14 protein-coding genes and 1 pseudogene are annotated in these 14,957 nt (G+C 67.7%); 7 read left to right on the plus strand and 8 right to left on the minus strand.

Annotated elements, in window-relative coordinates; all coding sequences use genetic code 11:
- Nucleotides 1-36: 36 nt before the first annotated feature.
- From AAFN88_RS02900 to AAFN88_RS02915, 4 genes are read right to left on the minus strand one after another with little or no spacing between them, the layout of a single operon-like run.
- A complete protein-coding gene (locus tag AAFN88_RS02900) occupies nucleotides 37-570 on the minus strand; it encodes an O-acetyl-ADP-ribose deacetylase (RefSeq protein WP_347518031.1) in 534 nt (177 codons plus the stop codon).
- Entirely contained in the window at nucleotides 554-2,014 is a 1,461-nt protein-coding gene (locus AAFN88_RS02905; RefSeq protein ID WP_347518032.1) for an MFS transporter, read from the minus strand. Before AAFN88_RS02905 ends, AAFN88_RS02900 begins: the two co-directional genes overlap by 17 nt.
- On the minus strand, nucleotides 2,004-3,842 hold the full coding sequence (typA, locus tag AAFN88_RS02910; protein ID WP_347518033.1) for a translational GTPase TypA: 1,839 nt from the start codon (nucleotides 3,840-3,842) through the stop codon (nucleotides 2,004-2,006). Before typA ends, AAFN88_RS02905 begins: the two co-directional genes overlap by 11 nt.
- Nucleotides 3,843-3,885: 43 nt before the next feature.
- Nucleotides 3,886-4,899: an adenosine kinase gene (locus tag AAFN88_RS02915; RefSeq protein ID WP_347518034.1), complete on the minus strand. Its 1,014-nt coding sequence runs from the start codon at nucleotides 4,897-4,899 to the stop codon at nucleotides 3,886-3,888.
- 249 nt (nucleotides 4,900-5,148) lie between these two features.
- Between AAFN88_RS02915 and AAFN88_RS02920 the strand changes: the two genes are divergently transcribed.
- The 3 genes from AAFN88_RS02920 (at nucleotide 5,149) to AAFN88_RS02930 (ending at nucleotide 7,168) form a co-directional block, all read left to right on the plus strand.
- Entirely contained in the window at nucleotides 5,149-5,865 is a 717-nt protein-coding gene (locus AAFN88_RS02920) for an EI24 domain-containing protein (protein WP_347518036.1), read from the plus strand.
- 162 nt (nucleotides 5,866-6,027) lie between these two features.
- Nucleotides 6,028-6,672, plus strand: coding sequence for a polymer-forming cytoskeletal protein (locus tag AAFN88_RS02925; protein ID WP_347518038.1), 645 nt, complete (start codon nucleotides 6,028-6,030; stop codon nucleotides 6,670-6,672).
- A gap of 25 nt (nucleotides 6,673-6,697) precedes the next feature.
- Nucleotides 6,698-7,168, plus strand: a complete 471-nt coding sequence (locus AAFN88_RS02930) for a hypothetical protein (protein WP_347518040.1) — start codon at nucleotides 6,698-6,700, stop codon at nucleotides 7,166-7,168.
- 136 nt (nucleotides 7,169-7,304) lie between these two features.
- Here AAFN88_RS02930 and nth read toward each other — a convergent pair.
- A pseudogene (nth, locus tag AAFN88_RS02935) lies at nucleotides 7,305-7,928 on the minus strand (endonuclease III); the annotation flags it as partial.
- A 207-nt stretch (nucleotides 7,929-8,135) separates the two neighbouring features.
- Between nth and AAFN88_RS02940 the strand changes: the two are divergent.
- A complete protein-coding gene (locus tag AAFN88_RS02940; RefSeq protein ID WP_347518042.1) occupies nucleotides 8,136-8,696 on the plus strand; it encodes a DUF2244 domain-containing protein in 561 nt (186 codons plus the stop codon).
- A gap of 7 nt (nucleotides 8,697-8,703) precedes the next feature.
- On the opposite strand, the gene dapB is transcribed toward AAFN88_RS02940, so the two are convergent.
- Nucleotides 8,704-9,519 carry a 4-hydroxy-tetrahydrodipicolinate reductase gene (gene dapB, locus AAFN88_RS02945; protein ID WP_347518043.1) on the minus strand — a complete coding sequence of 272 codons (816 nt, stop codon included), beginning with the start codon at nucleotides 9,517-9,519 and terminating at the stop codon, nucleotides 8,704-8,706.
- Between the two features lie 176 nt (nucleotides 9,520-9,695).
- Between dapB and AAFN88_RS02950 the strand changes: the two genes are divergently transcribed.
- The 3 genes from AAFN88_RS02950 (at nucleotide 9,696) to AAFN88_RS02960 (ending at nucleotide 11,704) form a co-directional block, all read left to right on the plus strand.
- Nucleotides 9,696-10,361 (plus strand): 2OG-Fe(II) oxygenase family protein, encoded by a 666-nt coding sequence (locus tag AAFN88_RS02950; RefSeq protein WP_347518044.1) that lies wholly within the window; start codon nucleotides 9,696-9,698, stop codon nucleotides 10,359-10,361.
- A 17-nt stretch (nucleotides 10,362-10,378) separates the two neighbouring features.
- Nucleotides 10,379-11,203 (plus strand): hypothetical protein, encoded by an 825-nt coding sequence (locus tag AAFN88_RS02955; protein WP_347518046.1) that lies wholly within the window; start codon nucleotides 10,379-10,381, stop codon nucleotides 11,201-11,203.
- A 102-nt stretch (nucleotides 11,204-11,305) separates the two neighbouring features.
- Nucleotides 11,306-11,704, plus strand: a complete 399-nt coding sequence (locus AAFN88_RS02960; RefSeq protein WP_347518048.1) for a thioesterase family protein — start codon at nucleotides 11,306-11,308, stop codon at nucleotides 11,702-11,704.
- A 4-nt stretch (nucleotides 11,705-11,708) separates the two neighbouring features.
- Here AAFN88_RS02960 and dnaJ read toward each other — a convergent pair whose 3' ends face one another.
- Both dnaJ and dnaK read right to left on the minus strand, forming a co-directional pair.
- Nucleotides 11,709-12,839, minus strand: a complete 1,131-nt coding sequence (dnaJ, locus tag AAFN88_RS02965) for a molecular chaperone DnaJ (protein ID WP_347518049.1) — start codon at nucleotides 12,837-12,839, stop codon at nucleotides 11,709-11,711.
- Nucleotides 12,840-12,982: 143 nt separating this feature from the next.
- Complete coding sequence (dnaK, locus tag AAFN88_RS02970; protein ID WP_347518050.1) at nucleotides 12,983-14,917, minus strand: molecular chaperone DnaK; 1,935 nt, start codon at nucleotides 14,915-14,917, stop codon at nucleotides 12,983-12,985.
- Nucleotides 14,918-14,957: the final 40 nt, after the last annotated feature.

Genomic DNA, 14,957 nt, shown 5'->3' on the forward strand with positions numbered 1-14,957 from the left:
TGACGGCACGATGATCTGGATCAGCCGGGGCGCGGGTCAGCGGCCGAGTTCCTTGCGGTAGGCCGCCTCGGCCTCCGCCCCGAAGGTGCAGAAGACCACCTTGTCGACGGCCTCGTCCGACTCTTGCTCCTGGGCCAGGAAGTCGCGCACCGTGGCCACGGCGATCTGCGTCGCCCGCTCCAGGGGGAAGGCGTAGATGCCGGTGGAGATGGCCGGGAAGGCGACCGAGCGCGCGCCGATCTGCCTGGCGATCTTCAAGGAGGTGCGGTAGCAGGAGGCGAGAAGGCCGTCCTCGTTCTGCTTGCCGCCGCGCCACACCGGGCCGACGGTGTGGATCACGTACTTCGCCTTCAGCTCATAGCCGTCGGTCGCGACAGCATCGCCGGTCTTGCAGCGGCCGATCTTCTCGCAGGCTTCCCGCAGGTTGCGGCCCGCCGCGCGGTGGATGGCGCCGCAGACGCCGCCACCCGGCTGCAGCCGGGAGTTGGCCGCGTTCACAATGGCGTCGACCTCCAGTTTGGTGATGTCACCGGAGTGGATCTCGATTTTTGAGTCAGTCGCTTTGCTCATGTACCGCCTCGCGGGATGCCGAAAGGAGACGTTCCTTGTGCCGCTGATGGTACATGAGATAAAGCACGAGCAAAATCGCCGGAATGCCGAGGATCGAGGCGTAGATGAAGAAGAAGACATAGCCCTCGGCATCGACGATGGCGCCGGAGAAACCCGCGACGAACTTGCCGAAGAGCGTGAAGAGCGACGAGAAGAGCGCGTACTGCGTCGCCGTGAAGTTCCGGTTCGTCAGGCTGGAGAGATAAGCGATGAAGGCCGTGCCCGCGATGCCGGCCGAAAGATTATCGGCCGAAATGGTCATCGCAAGGAACCAAACATCGGGCCCCTGTGTCGCCAACCAGGCGAACAACAGGTTTGTAAGAGCGACCAAGACCGCGCCGAGGAACAGGATCATCATGATGCCATAGCGCGCGACCAGGATGCCCCCCAACAAGGCGCCGCCAATGCTCACGAAGATGCCGAAGGTCTTGCTGACGTTGGCAATGTCGAGCTTCGTGAAGCCCATGTCGTCATAGAAGACGTTCGCCATCACCCCCATGGTGATGTCGCTGAGGCGGTAGACCGAAATGAAGCCGAGAATCACGAAGGCAAAGATGCCATTGCGCTGAAAGAAGTCCTGAAACGGGCAAACCACGGCGCCATAGAACCACCCGAGCAGACGGCGCTGACGTTCGGACAGGTCGCCGAGACCTTCCATGTAATGAGCGACGTGGTCTTCCTGGAAGATCGCCCCCGCCGGGCGGCTCGATTCCGGTTCCCTGATGACGAACACCGTGACCATACCCACCAGCATCAGGGCAGCCATGACACTGTAGGAAACCTGCCAGGACCAGAAGTCGGCGAGGTAGAGGGCGCCGGCGCCGGCGGCGAGGAGGCCGATGCGATAGCCGAGCTGATAGGTCGCGGCCATGCCGCCCTGCAGGTCGTCCGGCGCCGCTTCGATACGGTAGGCGTCGAGCGCCACGTCCTGAGTCGCCGAGGAAAAGGCGACCAGCAGGGCCGCCAGCGCCACGCAGATCACCCAGAAGCGGTCCGGCGATACCGGCGTGACGACACCCGTCCCCTCGGCGATCGCGGGCACGGCCTGCAAGTTTATGACGGCAATCGCGATCAGGCCGGCGATAACACCGAGCTGCCCGACCAGCATCCAGCTCCGCCGCTTGCCCAGGAGGCGGGTCAACAGAGGAACGGGCAGATGGTCGATGACCGGCGCCCAGAAAACCTTGATCGAGAAGGTGATGCCGACCCAGGCGAAGAAGCCCACCGAAGTGCGGGTGACCTCGGCGTCACGCAGCCACAGCGACAGCGTCGAGAACAGCAGCAGGAAGGGCAGGCCGGCGGAGAAGCCGAGGAACAGCATCCCGATGACGCGCGGGTGCAGGTAGACCTCGAAAGCCTCCGCCCAGGATCGCCTGGGCCTGCTTACTGTTTCCTCAGACGGCATCCTTCAGCCGGCTCTCCTTCTTGCGCGCGTGCGGGTCGAGCAGGCGCTTGCGCAGGCGGATCGACTTGGGCGTCACCTCCACCAGCTCGTCGTCGGCAATATAGGCCAAAGCCTGCTCCAGCGACATGACGCGCGGCGGGGTGAGGCGCACGGCCTCGTCCTTGCCGGAGGCGCGCATGTTGGTGAGCTGCTTGGCCTTCATCGGGTTCACTTCCAGGTCGTTGCCGCGGCTGTGCTCGCCGATCACCATGCCTTCGTAGACCGGCTTGCCCGGGTCGATGAAGATCTCGCCGCGTTCCTCCAGGTTCCACAGGGCATAGGGCACCGCCTTGCCGGTGCCGTTGGAGATCAGCACGCCGTTGCGCCGGCCCTGGATCGGGCCCTTGTAGGGGGCGTAGCTGTGGAACACCCGGTTCATGATGCCGGTGCCGCGGGTGTCGGTCAGGAACTCGCCGTGATAGCCGATGAGGCCGCGCGCCGGCGCCAGGAAGGTGACGCGCGTCTTGCCGCCGCCCGAGGGCCGCATGTCGATCAGCTCGGCCTTGCGCAGGCCCATCTTCTCCACCACCACGCCGGAGTAGTCGTCGTCCACGTCGACCTGGACCTCTTCGATCGGCTCCAGGCGCTGGCCGCTTTCGGGATCGTTGCGGAACAGCACGCGCGGGCGCGAGATCGACAGCTCGAAGCCCTCGCGGCGCATGGTCTCGATCAGGACGCCGAGCTGCAGCTCGCCGCGCCCGGCCACCTCGAAGGCGTCCTTGTCCTCGGTCTCGGTGATGCGGATGGCGACGTTGCCCTCGGCCTCGCGCATCAGCCGGTCGCGGATCATGCGCGAGGTGACCTTGTCGCCTTCCTGGCCGGCCAGCGGCGAGTCGTTCACCGAGAAGGTCATGGCCAGCGTCGGCGGGTCGATGGGCTGCGATTCCAGGGCTTCGGGAAATTCCGGCGCGGCGATGGTGTCGGCCACGGTGGCCTCGGCCAGGCCGGCGATGGCGACGATGTCGCCCGCCGCGGCTTCCTCCACCGGCTCGCGCTTCAGGCCGTCGAAGGACAGCAGCTTGGTCAGCCGCCCGCCAGTCAGCACCTTGCCGTCGCGGCGCAGCACCTTCACCGGCATGTTGATCTTGGCGGTGCCGCTGTAGACCCGCCCAGTGAGGATGCGGCCCAGGAAGTTGTCGGCCTCCAGCGTCGTCGCCAGCATGGCGAAGGGCGCCTCGGGGTCGGCCACCGGCGGCTGCACGTGCTTGACGATGAGGTCGAAGAGCTGGTGCAGGTCCTTGCGCTCCTCCTCCAGGTCGGCGACGGCCCAGCCCTGCTTGGCCGAGGCGAAGAGGGTGGGGAAATCGAGCTGCTCGTCGGAGGCCTCCAGCGCCACGAAGAGGTCGAAGACCTGGTCGTGCACCCAGTGCGGGCGGGCGTCGGGCTTGTCGGCCTTATTGACCACCACGATGGGCTTGAGGCCGCGGGCCAGCGCCTTGGCGGTGACGAACTTGGTCTGCGGCATGGGGCCTTCGGCCGCGTCGACCAGCAGCAGGACGCCGTCGACCATGGAGAGGATGCGCTCCACCTCGCCGCCGAAGTCGGCGTGGCCGGGCGTGTCGACGATGTTGATCTTGACGTCGCCCCAGGTGACCGCCGTGCACTTGGCGAGGATGGTGATGCCGCGTTCGCGCTCCAGGTCGTTGGAGTCCATCGCCCGCTCGGTCACCTGCTGATGGCTGTGATAGGTGCCGGACTGCTTCAGCAGCTCGTCGACAAGGGTCGTCTTGCCGTGGTCGACGTGGGCGATGATCGCAATATTGCGAATGTTACTGGCCTGAACCGTCATGCTGTCGTTCTGCTTTCTGGAAAGAGGATCGGCTGAAGGGGCCTCATGCCCGCTTCGCCTGCGCCGGCCCGAGCTGCGCGGCCACCAGGTCCGCGAGGGTCCGCTCCGGGCGCGCGCCGACGTGGGAGATCACCTCGGCGGCGGCGAGGGCGCCGATGCGCCCGCTGTCGTAAAGGGACTGGCCGTTGGTAATGCCGTAGAGGAAACCGGCGGCGAAGAGGTCGCCGGCGCCGGTGGTGTCCACCACTTCCTTGACCGGAGCGGCGTCGACCACGTGGACTTCCTCGCCGGCAACGATGACCGCGCCCTTCTCGCTGCGGGTCAGGGCCGCCACGTCGCAGTGGGCGCGCACGCATTGCAGGGCGGTGTCGAAGTCGGTGGCGTCATAGAGACTGCAGACCTCTTCTTCATTGGCGAAGACGATGTCGACGTGCTTCTCCATGAAGTCCTTCAGTTCGTCCTTGTAGCGGTTGACGAGGAAGGGGTCGGAAAGGGTGAGGGAGATCCTGCGTCCCGCGGCGTGGGCCAGCCGCGCCGCCTTCAGGAAGGCCGCCTTGGCCGTGGGCGAGTCCCAGAGGTAGCCCTCCATATAGGTGACGGCGGCGGCCTGCACCTGGGCGTCGATCACGTCGTCGGGGCCGAATTCCACGGCAGCGCCCAAGAAGGTGTTCATGGAACGGTGGGCGTCGGGGGTCACCAGGATCATGGAGCGCCCGGTGGCCGGGCCGCTGCCGGCGTGGGGCACGTCGAAGGCGACGCCGGTGGCGCGGATGTCGTGGGTGAAGATGGCGCCCAGCTGGTCGTCGCGCACCTTGCCCAGGAAGGCCGCCTTGCCGCCCAGAGAAGCGATCCCCGCCGCCGTGTTGCCGGCCGAGCCGCCGGAGACCTCGACCGCCGGGCCCATGGCGTCATAGAGGTGCAGGGCGCGCGGCTCGTCGATCAGGGTCATGCTGCCCTTAGGGATGCCGTGGGTTTCCAGGAAGGAGTCTTCGGCCTTGGCGAGAACGTCGACCAGGGCATTGCCGATGGTCACGACGTCGAGGGTCTGTGCAGTCATGAAAAACCGTATGTCTTAAGTGGTGCCGTGGAGCGAAAAGCCGCCGCCCCGGGAAATCCCCCGCGGGGGAGGGGCGGCCTCCGGCAGGCACAGCTCACTGGCCCGCTCCGCCCTCTCAGGTGCCGCTTCGCACTGCTGCCAAATCGCGCGAAGACCCTGGCGACGCGGCCCCTTTTAGCGGCCAAGCGCCGCCTCGGCAAGCCCGACGCACCTTGTAGGGGGCTCCAAGGAGGGTTAAATACCTCCATCATGTTCAAATCCCTCTCCCGCGCCTTCAGCCAATCCTTCGATCCGGCCTTCCGGCGGGTCTTCAACCGTTCGCTGCTGTATTCGGCCGTCACCTTCGTGGTGGTCTGGCTGGCCTCCTGGTTCGCCCTGGACTGGGCCGGGGAATGGCTGGTCGCCTGGCTGCGCGACTGGACCGGAGAGGGCTTTTGGGTCGACACCCTGCAGTGGCTGGTCGACATCGCCGCCATCGGCGCCATCGCCGTCGCCTCTTTCTTCCTGTTTCCCGCGGTCATGGTCTCGATCATGGCGATGCTGCTGGACGACATCGCCCAGGCCGTGGAGCGCCGCTACTACCCGGAGCTGCCGCCGGCGCGCGAACAGCCGCTCGCCGAAGCGCTGCTCGGCAACGTCATATTCGTTCTGATAACGTTAATACTTAATTTACTCGTGCTGCCGCTTTACTTGATCCTGATATGGATTCCGCCGCTCAACCTGCTGCTGTTCTACCTGCTGAACGGCTATCTGCTGGGGCGGGAGTACTTCGAGATGGTGGCCGCCCGGCGTCTCGACCTGGCGGCGACCAAGCGGCTGCGGCGCGACAACCGGGGCCGCGTGATCCTGGCGGGGGCGGCCATCACCTTTCTGCTGACCATCCCCCTGGTCAACCTGATCACGCCGATCATCGCCACCGCCTTCATGCTGCACACCTTCGAGGATCTGCGGCGCCGGACCGTCTAGTGCGCCCGCAGCGCCGCCGGACGGCGCCGCCAGCCTTAACGGGCGCCAACCATATCGTAAGGGTTGCGCCCTAGACTGCGGAGCCACAGCCGGGCCGGCCCGCTCTCCAGGGGGCCGCCAGGGGCCGCCGATATCGGGCGGGGCAACCGGAAAGGACAGTCTATGTTTGGCAAACGCAAAGGTCCCACCTCTCCCAGCGAACCCGCCGCGCCGAATCTGGCGGAGGCGGGCGTGCCGCCGGGGGGCGAGGAGACCCTGGCGCGGCCCCAGACAGGGCTGTCCAACGCAGCCGCGGCCGTCAAGTCCACGCCCCCGGGCAGTGGCGGCGCCGGCGGCAGTGGCGGCAAGGCCCCGGCACGGCGCCCGGAAGGACGCCTGCCCAGCGGCGTCGAGGGCCGCAAGCTGGTGGTCGGCCGCGAGATCTGCCTGGCCGGCGAGATCAAGACCTGCGAGAAGCTGGTGGTCGAGGGCAAGGTGGAAGCCGATCTCAGCGACAGCCACAGCCTGGAAATCAGCGAACCCGGCCTGTTCAAGGGCAATGCCAAGGTCGAGGACTGCGAGGTCAGCGGCACCTTCGAGGGCGAACTGACCGTCACCGGCACCCTGAGCATCACCCCGACCGGGCGGGTCAGCGGCAAGATCCGCTATGCCGAACTGGAAATGGCGCGCGGCGCGCGGCTTTCCGGCGACATTGACAGCCTTGACGGCGCGGTCCAGGTTGGCCGGCTGGATGGCCGTCCGGCGCACGGCGAGGGACCCAAGCTGGCCCATGCCAACGACCCCGAGAGCAAGAGCCGCCTCGGCTGAAATCCTGCGAGCGACGAAAAGCCCCATGAACCGCCTGCTGCGATCCTCCGCCCTGCTGGTCGTCACCGCCCTGACGGTGAGTGCCTGCCAGACCGCCCGCAACGATCCACCCCAGACCTCGGTTTCCTCTCCGGCGCCAGCGCCCAAAGCGGCCCCCGCGCTCGCGAGCCCGGCGGCGCGCGAGCCCGCACCGCAGGTCACGCGGCGCGCGCCGGAGCCGCCGATCGACGACGACCCCGACCAACTGATGGGCCTGGACCGTGGCGGCGTCGCGGCCCTGCTGGGCGACCCGGCACTGATCCGCCGCGAGGACCCGGCCGAGATCTGGCAGTACAGCGCCCAGGGCTGCGTCTTCGACGTGGTGCTCTATGCGGCGGGCCAGCGCTACACCGTCTCCTACCTGGAGGCCCGCGACGAAGCCTCCGCCGCCGTGCAGGAGGCGCGCCCCTGCCTCAACAAGCTGCTGCGCGCCCGCCAAGCCGCGCCGGTCAGCTGACCTCCTAGCTCTTCCGCACCGCGGCTTTCCTGGCTTTCGCCGGTTTCTTCGGGGCCGGCTTCTTCTTTTTCACTGTCTTCTTCGCCGCTGTCTTCTTGGCCGCTGTCTTTCTCGGGGCCGGCGCCTCCAGGGTCGTCTTGCCCTTGAAGGCACAGAGATCGGCGACCACGCAGGCAAAGCAGTCGGGCTTGCGCGCCTTGCAGACGTAGCGCCCGTGCAGGATCAGCCAGTGGTGGGCGTGCAGCTTGCGGTCCGGCGGCACCACCTTCTCCAGCTTCTGCTCCACCGCCAGCACCGTCTTGCCGGGGGCGAGCCCGGTGCGGTTGGAGACCCGGAAGATGTGGGTATCGACGGCGATGGTCGGCGCGCCGAAGGCAATGTTCATCACCACGTTGGCGGTCTTGCGGCCGACGCCGGCCAGCTTCTCCAGGGCATCGCGGTCGGCCGGCACCTGGCCACCGTGCTCGGCGATCAGCGCCTGCGACAGGGCGATGACGTTCTTGGCCTTGGAATTGAACAGGCCGATGGTCTTGATGTAGTCCTTCAGCCCCGCCTCGCCGAGGTCCAGCATCTGCCCGGGCGTGGTGACCTTCTGGAACAGCGGGCCCGTCGCCTTGTTGACGCCCACGTCGGTGGCCTGGGCCGAGAGCACCACGGCCACCAGCAGGGTATAGGAATTCACGTATTCCAGCTCGCCCTTGGGTTCCGGCATGGCCGCGGCGAGGCGGTCGAAGAAGGTGACGATATCGGCTTTTTTCATTGCGTGTTCTTGGGCTTCCCGCTGCTCTTCTCAAGCGGGCGAGTGTAGCCGGATCGACTCCGAAAGTAAGACTTGAGTGTGGCTCGATGACGGCTAGAGCAGATCAGGGTCGGCTGGAATCGCCCAAGGCGATCCATCGGCCCCGTGAATCCGATCTAGTGGGCCGCCTCGTTTGAAGAGCATCCGGCCCCCGCCTATATTGTTTACATGACCGCCATCTGCCGACCCGCACCCGTCGAAGCGCCCTGCGGCCCCTCCCGCGCCCCGGGCGACAACCCGCCGCCCGAGGCCCGGGACAAGACCCTCTTCGACGCCGAACTGCGCCCGCACCGCAGCCTCTCGCCGCGCGGTTTTCTGCTGCTCATGGCCGGCGTCTGCGCCATCAGCTTCACCGGCGGCCTGGCTTTCTGGCTGGCCGGGGCCTGGCCGGTGATCGGCTTCCTGGGCGCCGACGTGCTGCTGATCTACCTGGCCTTCAAGGCCAGCTACCGCAGCGGCCGGATGGTCGAGACCTTGCAGCTGACGCCCCGGACATTGACCGTGCGGCGCACCTGGCCCGGCGGCCGCAGCCGCTGCTGGGAGTTCCAACCCTACTGGCTGCAGGTCGATCTGGCCGACCCGCCGCGCCACGACAGCCCACTGGTGCTGCGCTCCCACGGGCAGAGTCTTGCCATCGGCAGCTTCCTGACCAAGGAGGAGCGCGCCGAGGTGGCCGAGGCCCTGCGCGCGGCGCTGGTGCGCGCCCGCGCCGCCTGCCGGCCCGCCTGAGCCCCGCTCAGTCCGCCAGCCCCAGCACGTCCCGCATGGAATAGAGCCCCGGGTGGCGGCCGCGCCCCCAGAGCGCCGCCTTCAGCGCACCCTTGGCGAAGATCCCGCGGCTGCCGGCCTTGTGGCTCAGCTCCAGGCGCTCGCCCTCGGCGGCGAAGATCACCGAGTGCTCGCCCGGCACGTCGCCGCCGCGCAGGGTCGCGAAACCGATCTCGCCGCGCGGCCTTGCGCCGACCTGGCCGTCGCGCGCCTTGCAGGCCACATCATCCAGGTTCACGCCACGTCCGGCGGCGGCGGCCTGCCCCAGCATCAGCGCCGTGCCCGAGGGCGAGTCCACCTTGTGGCGGTGGTGCATCTCGACGATCTCGATGTCGTAGTCCGCGTCCAGCGCCTTGGCCACCTGCTCGGTGAGGATCTGCAGCAGGTTCACCCCCAGGCTCATGTTGGCGGACTGGACGACCACGGTCTGGATCGCCGCCTGGTCGATGACCGCCTGGTCCTCGGGCGTCAGGCCGGTGGTGCCGACCACGTAGACCACTTCGGCCTGGGCGGCCAGCCCGGCGTGGCGGCGGGTCGCCTCGGGCGTCGTGAAGTCGATCACCGCATCGGCCCGGGCGAAGAGCTCCACCGGATCGTCGGTGACGGTGACGCCCAGCGGATCGACACCGATCAGGCTGCCGATGTCGGCGCCGACGGCCGGGCTGCCCGGCTGGTCGCTGCCGCCGGCAATGACGCAGCCCTCGGTCGCGTGAATGGTCGTCAGGTTCATGCGGCCCATGCGGCCGGCGCAGCCGACCACGGCCACGCGGAAGGGGGGAGTCATCGCGCCTCTCCAAAGGACATCTCTTGCTTGCCCGCCGGTTTAGCATGCCTGGTGCCGGCGACAAAGGCGCCAGGGCGCCCCCAAGGGGCGGCACTTGCCGCCGGGACCTTGACGCCGGGGCCGGGCGGTGGCTTGCTCGCGGCGGTTCCCCCTGCCGCGTCCAGGAAGGCCCTGCCATGCCCGCGCCGAGTTTCGATTCCGACGGCTTCGCCCAGCTCTGGCCGACGACCCTGCTGCGCCGCAGCCTGCCGAGCCACGACCTGGCCAACGTCGAGCTGCTGCGCCTGGTGAGCGCGATGGAGGCCGGGAAGACCGGCGAGGGAAAGCAGGACTTCACCACCGATTACCGCTCCGGCAACATCCTGACCGTCGACAACCCGGCCATCGGCTGGCTGCGCGACTGCATCAATAAGACCATCATCGACTATCTGAAGCACGCGGGGCTGACCTACCCGGTGAACTGGAGCCTGCAGGGCTGGGCCAACGTGAACCGGCGCGGCGACTACCACGACCCGCACAATCACCCCCACGCCTATCTGAGCGGCACCTACTACGTGGCAATGCCGCCGGCCGGGGAGGCGCTGCCGGACAACCGGCCGGACCTGCGCCCCGGCGCCATCACCTTCTACGACCCGCGCGGCCTGGCCAACATGACGGCGATCCGCGACGATGCGCAGATCGAGGCCGAGTTCACCCACCGCCCGCAGGCCGGCGACCTGCTGCTATGGCCGGCCTTTCTGCTGCACTTCGTCCACCCCAACCTGTCCGACGAAAAGCGGGTGAGCATCTCTTTCAACGCGACGCTCAAGTGGTCGGACGACTACCTGCCGCGGCAGGGCTGAAGAAAGGAAAGGCAGCGATGGCCGACAAAGACGCAGAGCTGCGGGACGTCGCCGGACGGCTGATCGCCGCTTACGATGCGGCGGCCCTGGTGGAGCCGGTCACCGCCACGCAGCCGGATTTCACCGTGGAACGGGCCTACGCCGTCCTCGCCGAGATCGAAGCGCGGCGGCGCGCCCAGGGCTGGCAGGCGGTGGGGCGCAAGATCGGCTTCACCAACCGCACCCTCTGGCCGCGCTACAACGTCTCCCAGCCCATGTGCGCGCATATCTGGGCGCATACGGTGCACCAGGCCACGGGCGGCGAGGCAAGGCTGGCGCTGCACGGCTTCGTGCAGCCGCGCCTGGAGCCCGAGGTGGTGTTCAAGCTCGCCGGCCCGGTGCCGGTGAGCGAGGACCCCTTGGACGTTCTGGCCAGCGTCGAGTCCATCGCGCCGGGCTTCGAGATCGTGCAGTGCCACTTCCCCGGCTGGCGCTTCAAGGCGCCCGACTGCACCGCGGCCTTCGGCCTGCACGGCGCCCTCGTCGTCGGCAGGCCGCTGCCGGTCACCGAGGACAACCGGGCGGAGATCGCCGCCCTGCTGCCGAGCTTCGAGGCGACGCTCGCGCGTGGCGGCGAGGCGGTCGACCGCGGCGTCGGCGCCAACGTGTTGGGCAGCCCGGCCCTGGCACTGGCCGACCTGGCCCGCGTGCTGGCGACGCTGCCGCAGTTCCCGCCGCTGGCCGCCGGGGAGACCGTCACCACCGGCACCATCACCGACGCCTGGCCCGTCGCGCCGGGGGAGACCTGGACCTCCGACTACGGCGACCTGGGCCTGGAAGGATTGAGCGTCACTTTCGAGTGACGCCCTCTGGTCCGGCAGTTAGACCAAGCCTATGAAAGAGCGGGCGTTTTCTGAAATTTCTGGATAGACTCCGCGGCCCGCCCCCCGAAGAAGGATGACCTCTTGGAGAAGATCGAACCTGGACTGACCGGCCACGCGGAGATGGTGGTGGGCACCAGCGACACCGCGCCGCGCATCGGCTCCGGGCGCATCGCCGTGCTGGCGACGCCGAAGATGATCACCCTGATCGAGGAGGCCGCGCTGGCCGCCGTCGAGCACCTGCTGCCCGAGGGCAAGCAGTCGCTGGGCACGCACCTGGACGTGACGCACATCGCGGCGACGCCGGTCGGCATGACGGTGAAGGCGGAAGCCAGGCTGGTCGAGGTTCAGGGGCGCAAGCTGCTCTTCGCCGTCGAGGCGCGCGACGAGATGGACCTGATCGGCGAGGGCCGGCACGAACGCGTCGTCGTCACCGCCGCCTCCTTCCAGAAGCGCGTCGACGAGAAAACGAAGCGGCGATGACGGTTTAGTCCGTCAGGTCTTCCCAGAAGTCCTTCACCCGGGCGAAGAAGCCGGAGGACTCGGGCGAGGTGTCGCGGCCTTCGCCGGCTTCCTCGAACTCCTTCAGCAGCTCCTTCTGGCGCTTGGTCATGTTGACCGGCGTCTCGACCCCGACTTCGACGTACATGTCGCCCACGGCCTTGGAGCGCAGCACCGGCATGCCCTTGCCCTTGAGGCGGAACTGCTGGTTGGTCTGGGTGCCGGCGGGCACGGTGATCTTGGCGCGGCCGCCGGAGATGGTCGGCACCTCCACCGCGCCGCCCAGCGCCGCCGTGGTCATGGGCAGCGGCACGCGGCAGTAGATGTTGGCGCCGTCGCGCTGGAACAGGCGATGGGGCGCCACCGAGAGGAAGATGTAGAGGTCGCCCGGCGGCGCGCCGCGCATCCCGGCCTCGCCCTCGCCGGCGAGACGGATGCGGGTGCCGTCCTCGACGCCCTCGGGGATGTTCACCTGCAGCGACTTCTCGCGGTGTACGCGCCCGGCGCCTTCGCAGGAGCGGCAGGGCTTGTCGATCACCTGGCCCGCGCCCTGGCAGGCGGGGCAGGTGCGCTCGATGGTGAAGAAGCCCTGCTGGGCGCGCACGCGCCCATTGCCGCTGCATGTCTGGCAGGAGACCGGCTGGGCGCCGCCTTCCGCGCCAGTACCGCTGCAATCGTCGCAGGTGACCGAGGTCGGCACGCGGATCTGTGCGGTCTTGCCGTGGAAAGCGTCCTCCAGCGAGATTTCCATGTTGTAGCGCAGGTCGGACCCGCGCGCCGCGGCGTTGCCGCGCCGTCCGCCCATGAGGTCGCCGAACATCTCATCGAAGATATCGGCGAAGCCGCCGGCGGAGAATCCGCCGAAGCCGCCGGCGCCCGGATGACCGCCGCCGCCGTTGGCGAAGGCGTCGTGGCCGAAGCGGTCATAGGCCGCCCGCTTGTCCGAGTCCTTCAGGATCTCGTAGGCTTCGTTGATTTCCTTGAACTTCGCCTCGGCCTCGGCATCTCCCGGATTGCGGTCCGGGTGATACTGCATGGCCAGCTTGCGGTAGGCGGATTTCAGCGCGCCGGCATCGGCATCGCGCGCCACGCCCAGTGTTTCGTAATAGTCTTTCACGGCTTCGTCTGCTGCCCCCACAGCTCGGGTCGCACGTCCAGCCCTTCGCACGGATCACCGACAAAGAAAAGGCCGGACAGGGGCGGGCGCGATGAGCGCAGCGGTCGCCTCTGTCCGGCCTGCTTCGTCATGACCGGCGCTCTTTAGGCCTGACCCTTCTTGTCGTCGTCGACTTCTTCGAAGTCGGCGTCGACGACCGTGTCGTCGCCCTGCGCGGTCTCGCTCTCGCCGGCCGCATCGCCGCCGGCACCGGCAGCCTCGCCGGAAGCCTCGGCGTTACCCTGTTCGTAGAGGGCCTGGCCGATCTTCATGGAGACTTCCTGCAAGGCCTGCATCTTGGCGTTGATCGCCTCGACATCCTCGCCTTCGGCCGCGATCTTCAACTCGGCGATCGCCGCCTCGGCCGCGGACTTGTCGGCGGCGGCGACCTTGTCGCCGGCCTCGGCAAGCGTCTTCTCGGTGGTGTGGATCAGCGATTCCGCATGGTTCCTCGCTTCCACCAGCGCGCGCCGCGCCTTGTCCTTCTCGGCGTTGGCCTCGGCGTCCTTGACCATGTTCTCGATCTCGTCGTCGCTGAGACCGCCGGAGGCCTGGATGCGGATGGTCTGCTCCTTGCCGGTCGCCTTGTCCTTGGCACCGACGTTGACGATGCCGTTGGCGTCAATGTCGAAGGTGACCTCGATCTGCGGCACGCCGCGCGGCGCCGAGGGAATACCGACCAGGTCGAACTGGCCCAGCAGCTTGTTATCCGCCGCCATCTCGCGCTCGCCCTGGAAGACCCGGATGGTCACCGCCTGCTGGTTGTCCTCGGCGGTGGAGAAGACCTGGCTCTTCTTGGTGGGGATGGTGGTGTTGCGGTCGATCAGCTTGGTCATCACGCCGCCCAGGGTCTCGATGCCCAGCGACAGCGGCGTCACGTCCAGCAGCAGCACGTCCTTCACGTCGCCCTTCAGGACGCCGCCCTGGATGGCCGCGCCGATGGCCACCACCTCGTCGGGGTTCACGCCGCGGTGCGGGTCCTTGCCGAAGAAGGACTTCACCGTCTCGAAGACCTTCGGCATGCGGGTCATGCCGCCGACCATGATGATGTCCTGGATCTCGCCCGGCGAGACGCCGGCGTCCTTCAGGGCGGCCTTCACCGGGCCCATGGTGCGGGCGACCAGGTCGTCGACCAGGGATTCCAGCTTGGCGCGCGACAGCTTGATGTTCAGGTGCTTGGGCCCGGAGGCGTCGGCGGTGATGAAGGGCAGATTGATCTCGGTCTGGTTGGCCGAGGACAGCTCGATCTTGGCCTTCTCCGCCTCTTCCTTCAGGCGCTGCAGGGCCAGCTTGTCCTGGCGCAGGTCGATGCCCTGCTCGTTTTTGAACTGGTCGGCCAGATAGTCGATGATGCGCGCGTCGAAGTCCTCGCCGCCCAGGAAGGTGTCGCCGTTGGTCGACTTCACCTCGAAGACGCCGTCGCCGATCTCCAGCACCGAGACGTCGAAGGTGCCGCCGCCCAGGTCGTAGACCACGATGGTGCCGGAGCCCTGCCTGTCCAGGCCGTAGGCCAGCGCCGCCGCGGTCGGCTCGTTGATGATGCGCAGCACGTCGAGGCCGGCGATCTTGCCGGCGTCCTTGGTGGCTTGGCGCTGGGAATCGTTGAAGTAGGCGGGCACGGTGATCACCGCTTCGGTCACCGGCTCGCCCAGATAGCTCTCCGCCGTCTCCTTCATCTTCTGCAGGATGAAGGCGGAAATCTGGCTGGGGCTGTATTCCTTGCTCTGCCCTTCGACCCAGGCGTCGCCGTCGTGATTGATGATCTTGTAGGGGACGAGACCCATGTCCTTCTTCGTCATGGGATCGTCGAAGCGCCGTCCGATCAGGCGCTTGATGGCGAACAGCGTGTTCTCCGGATTGGTCACCGCCTGGCGCTTGGCCGGCTGGCCGACGAGCCGCTCGCCGGAGTCCGTCAGGGCGACCATCGACGGCGTGGTGCGCGCGCCCTCGGCATTCTCGATGACCTTGGCGTCCTTGCCATCCATGACCGCGACACAGGAGTTCGTCGTGCCGAGGTCGATACCGATTACCTTACTCATCTTTGCTCCTCACTTCGATCAGCAGACCCCTTGGGCAGCC

Origin of the sequence: Pelagibius sp. CAU 1746 (genome assembly GCF_039839785.1) — a bacterium.
In the GTDB taxonomy this organism is placed as follows: domain Bacteria; phylum Pseudomonadota; class Alphaproteobacteria; order Kiloniellales; family Kiloniellaceae; genus Pelagibius.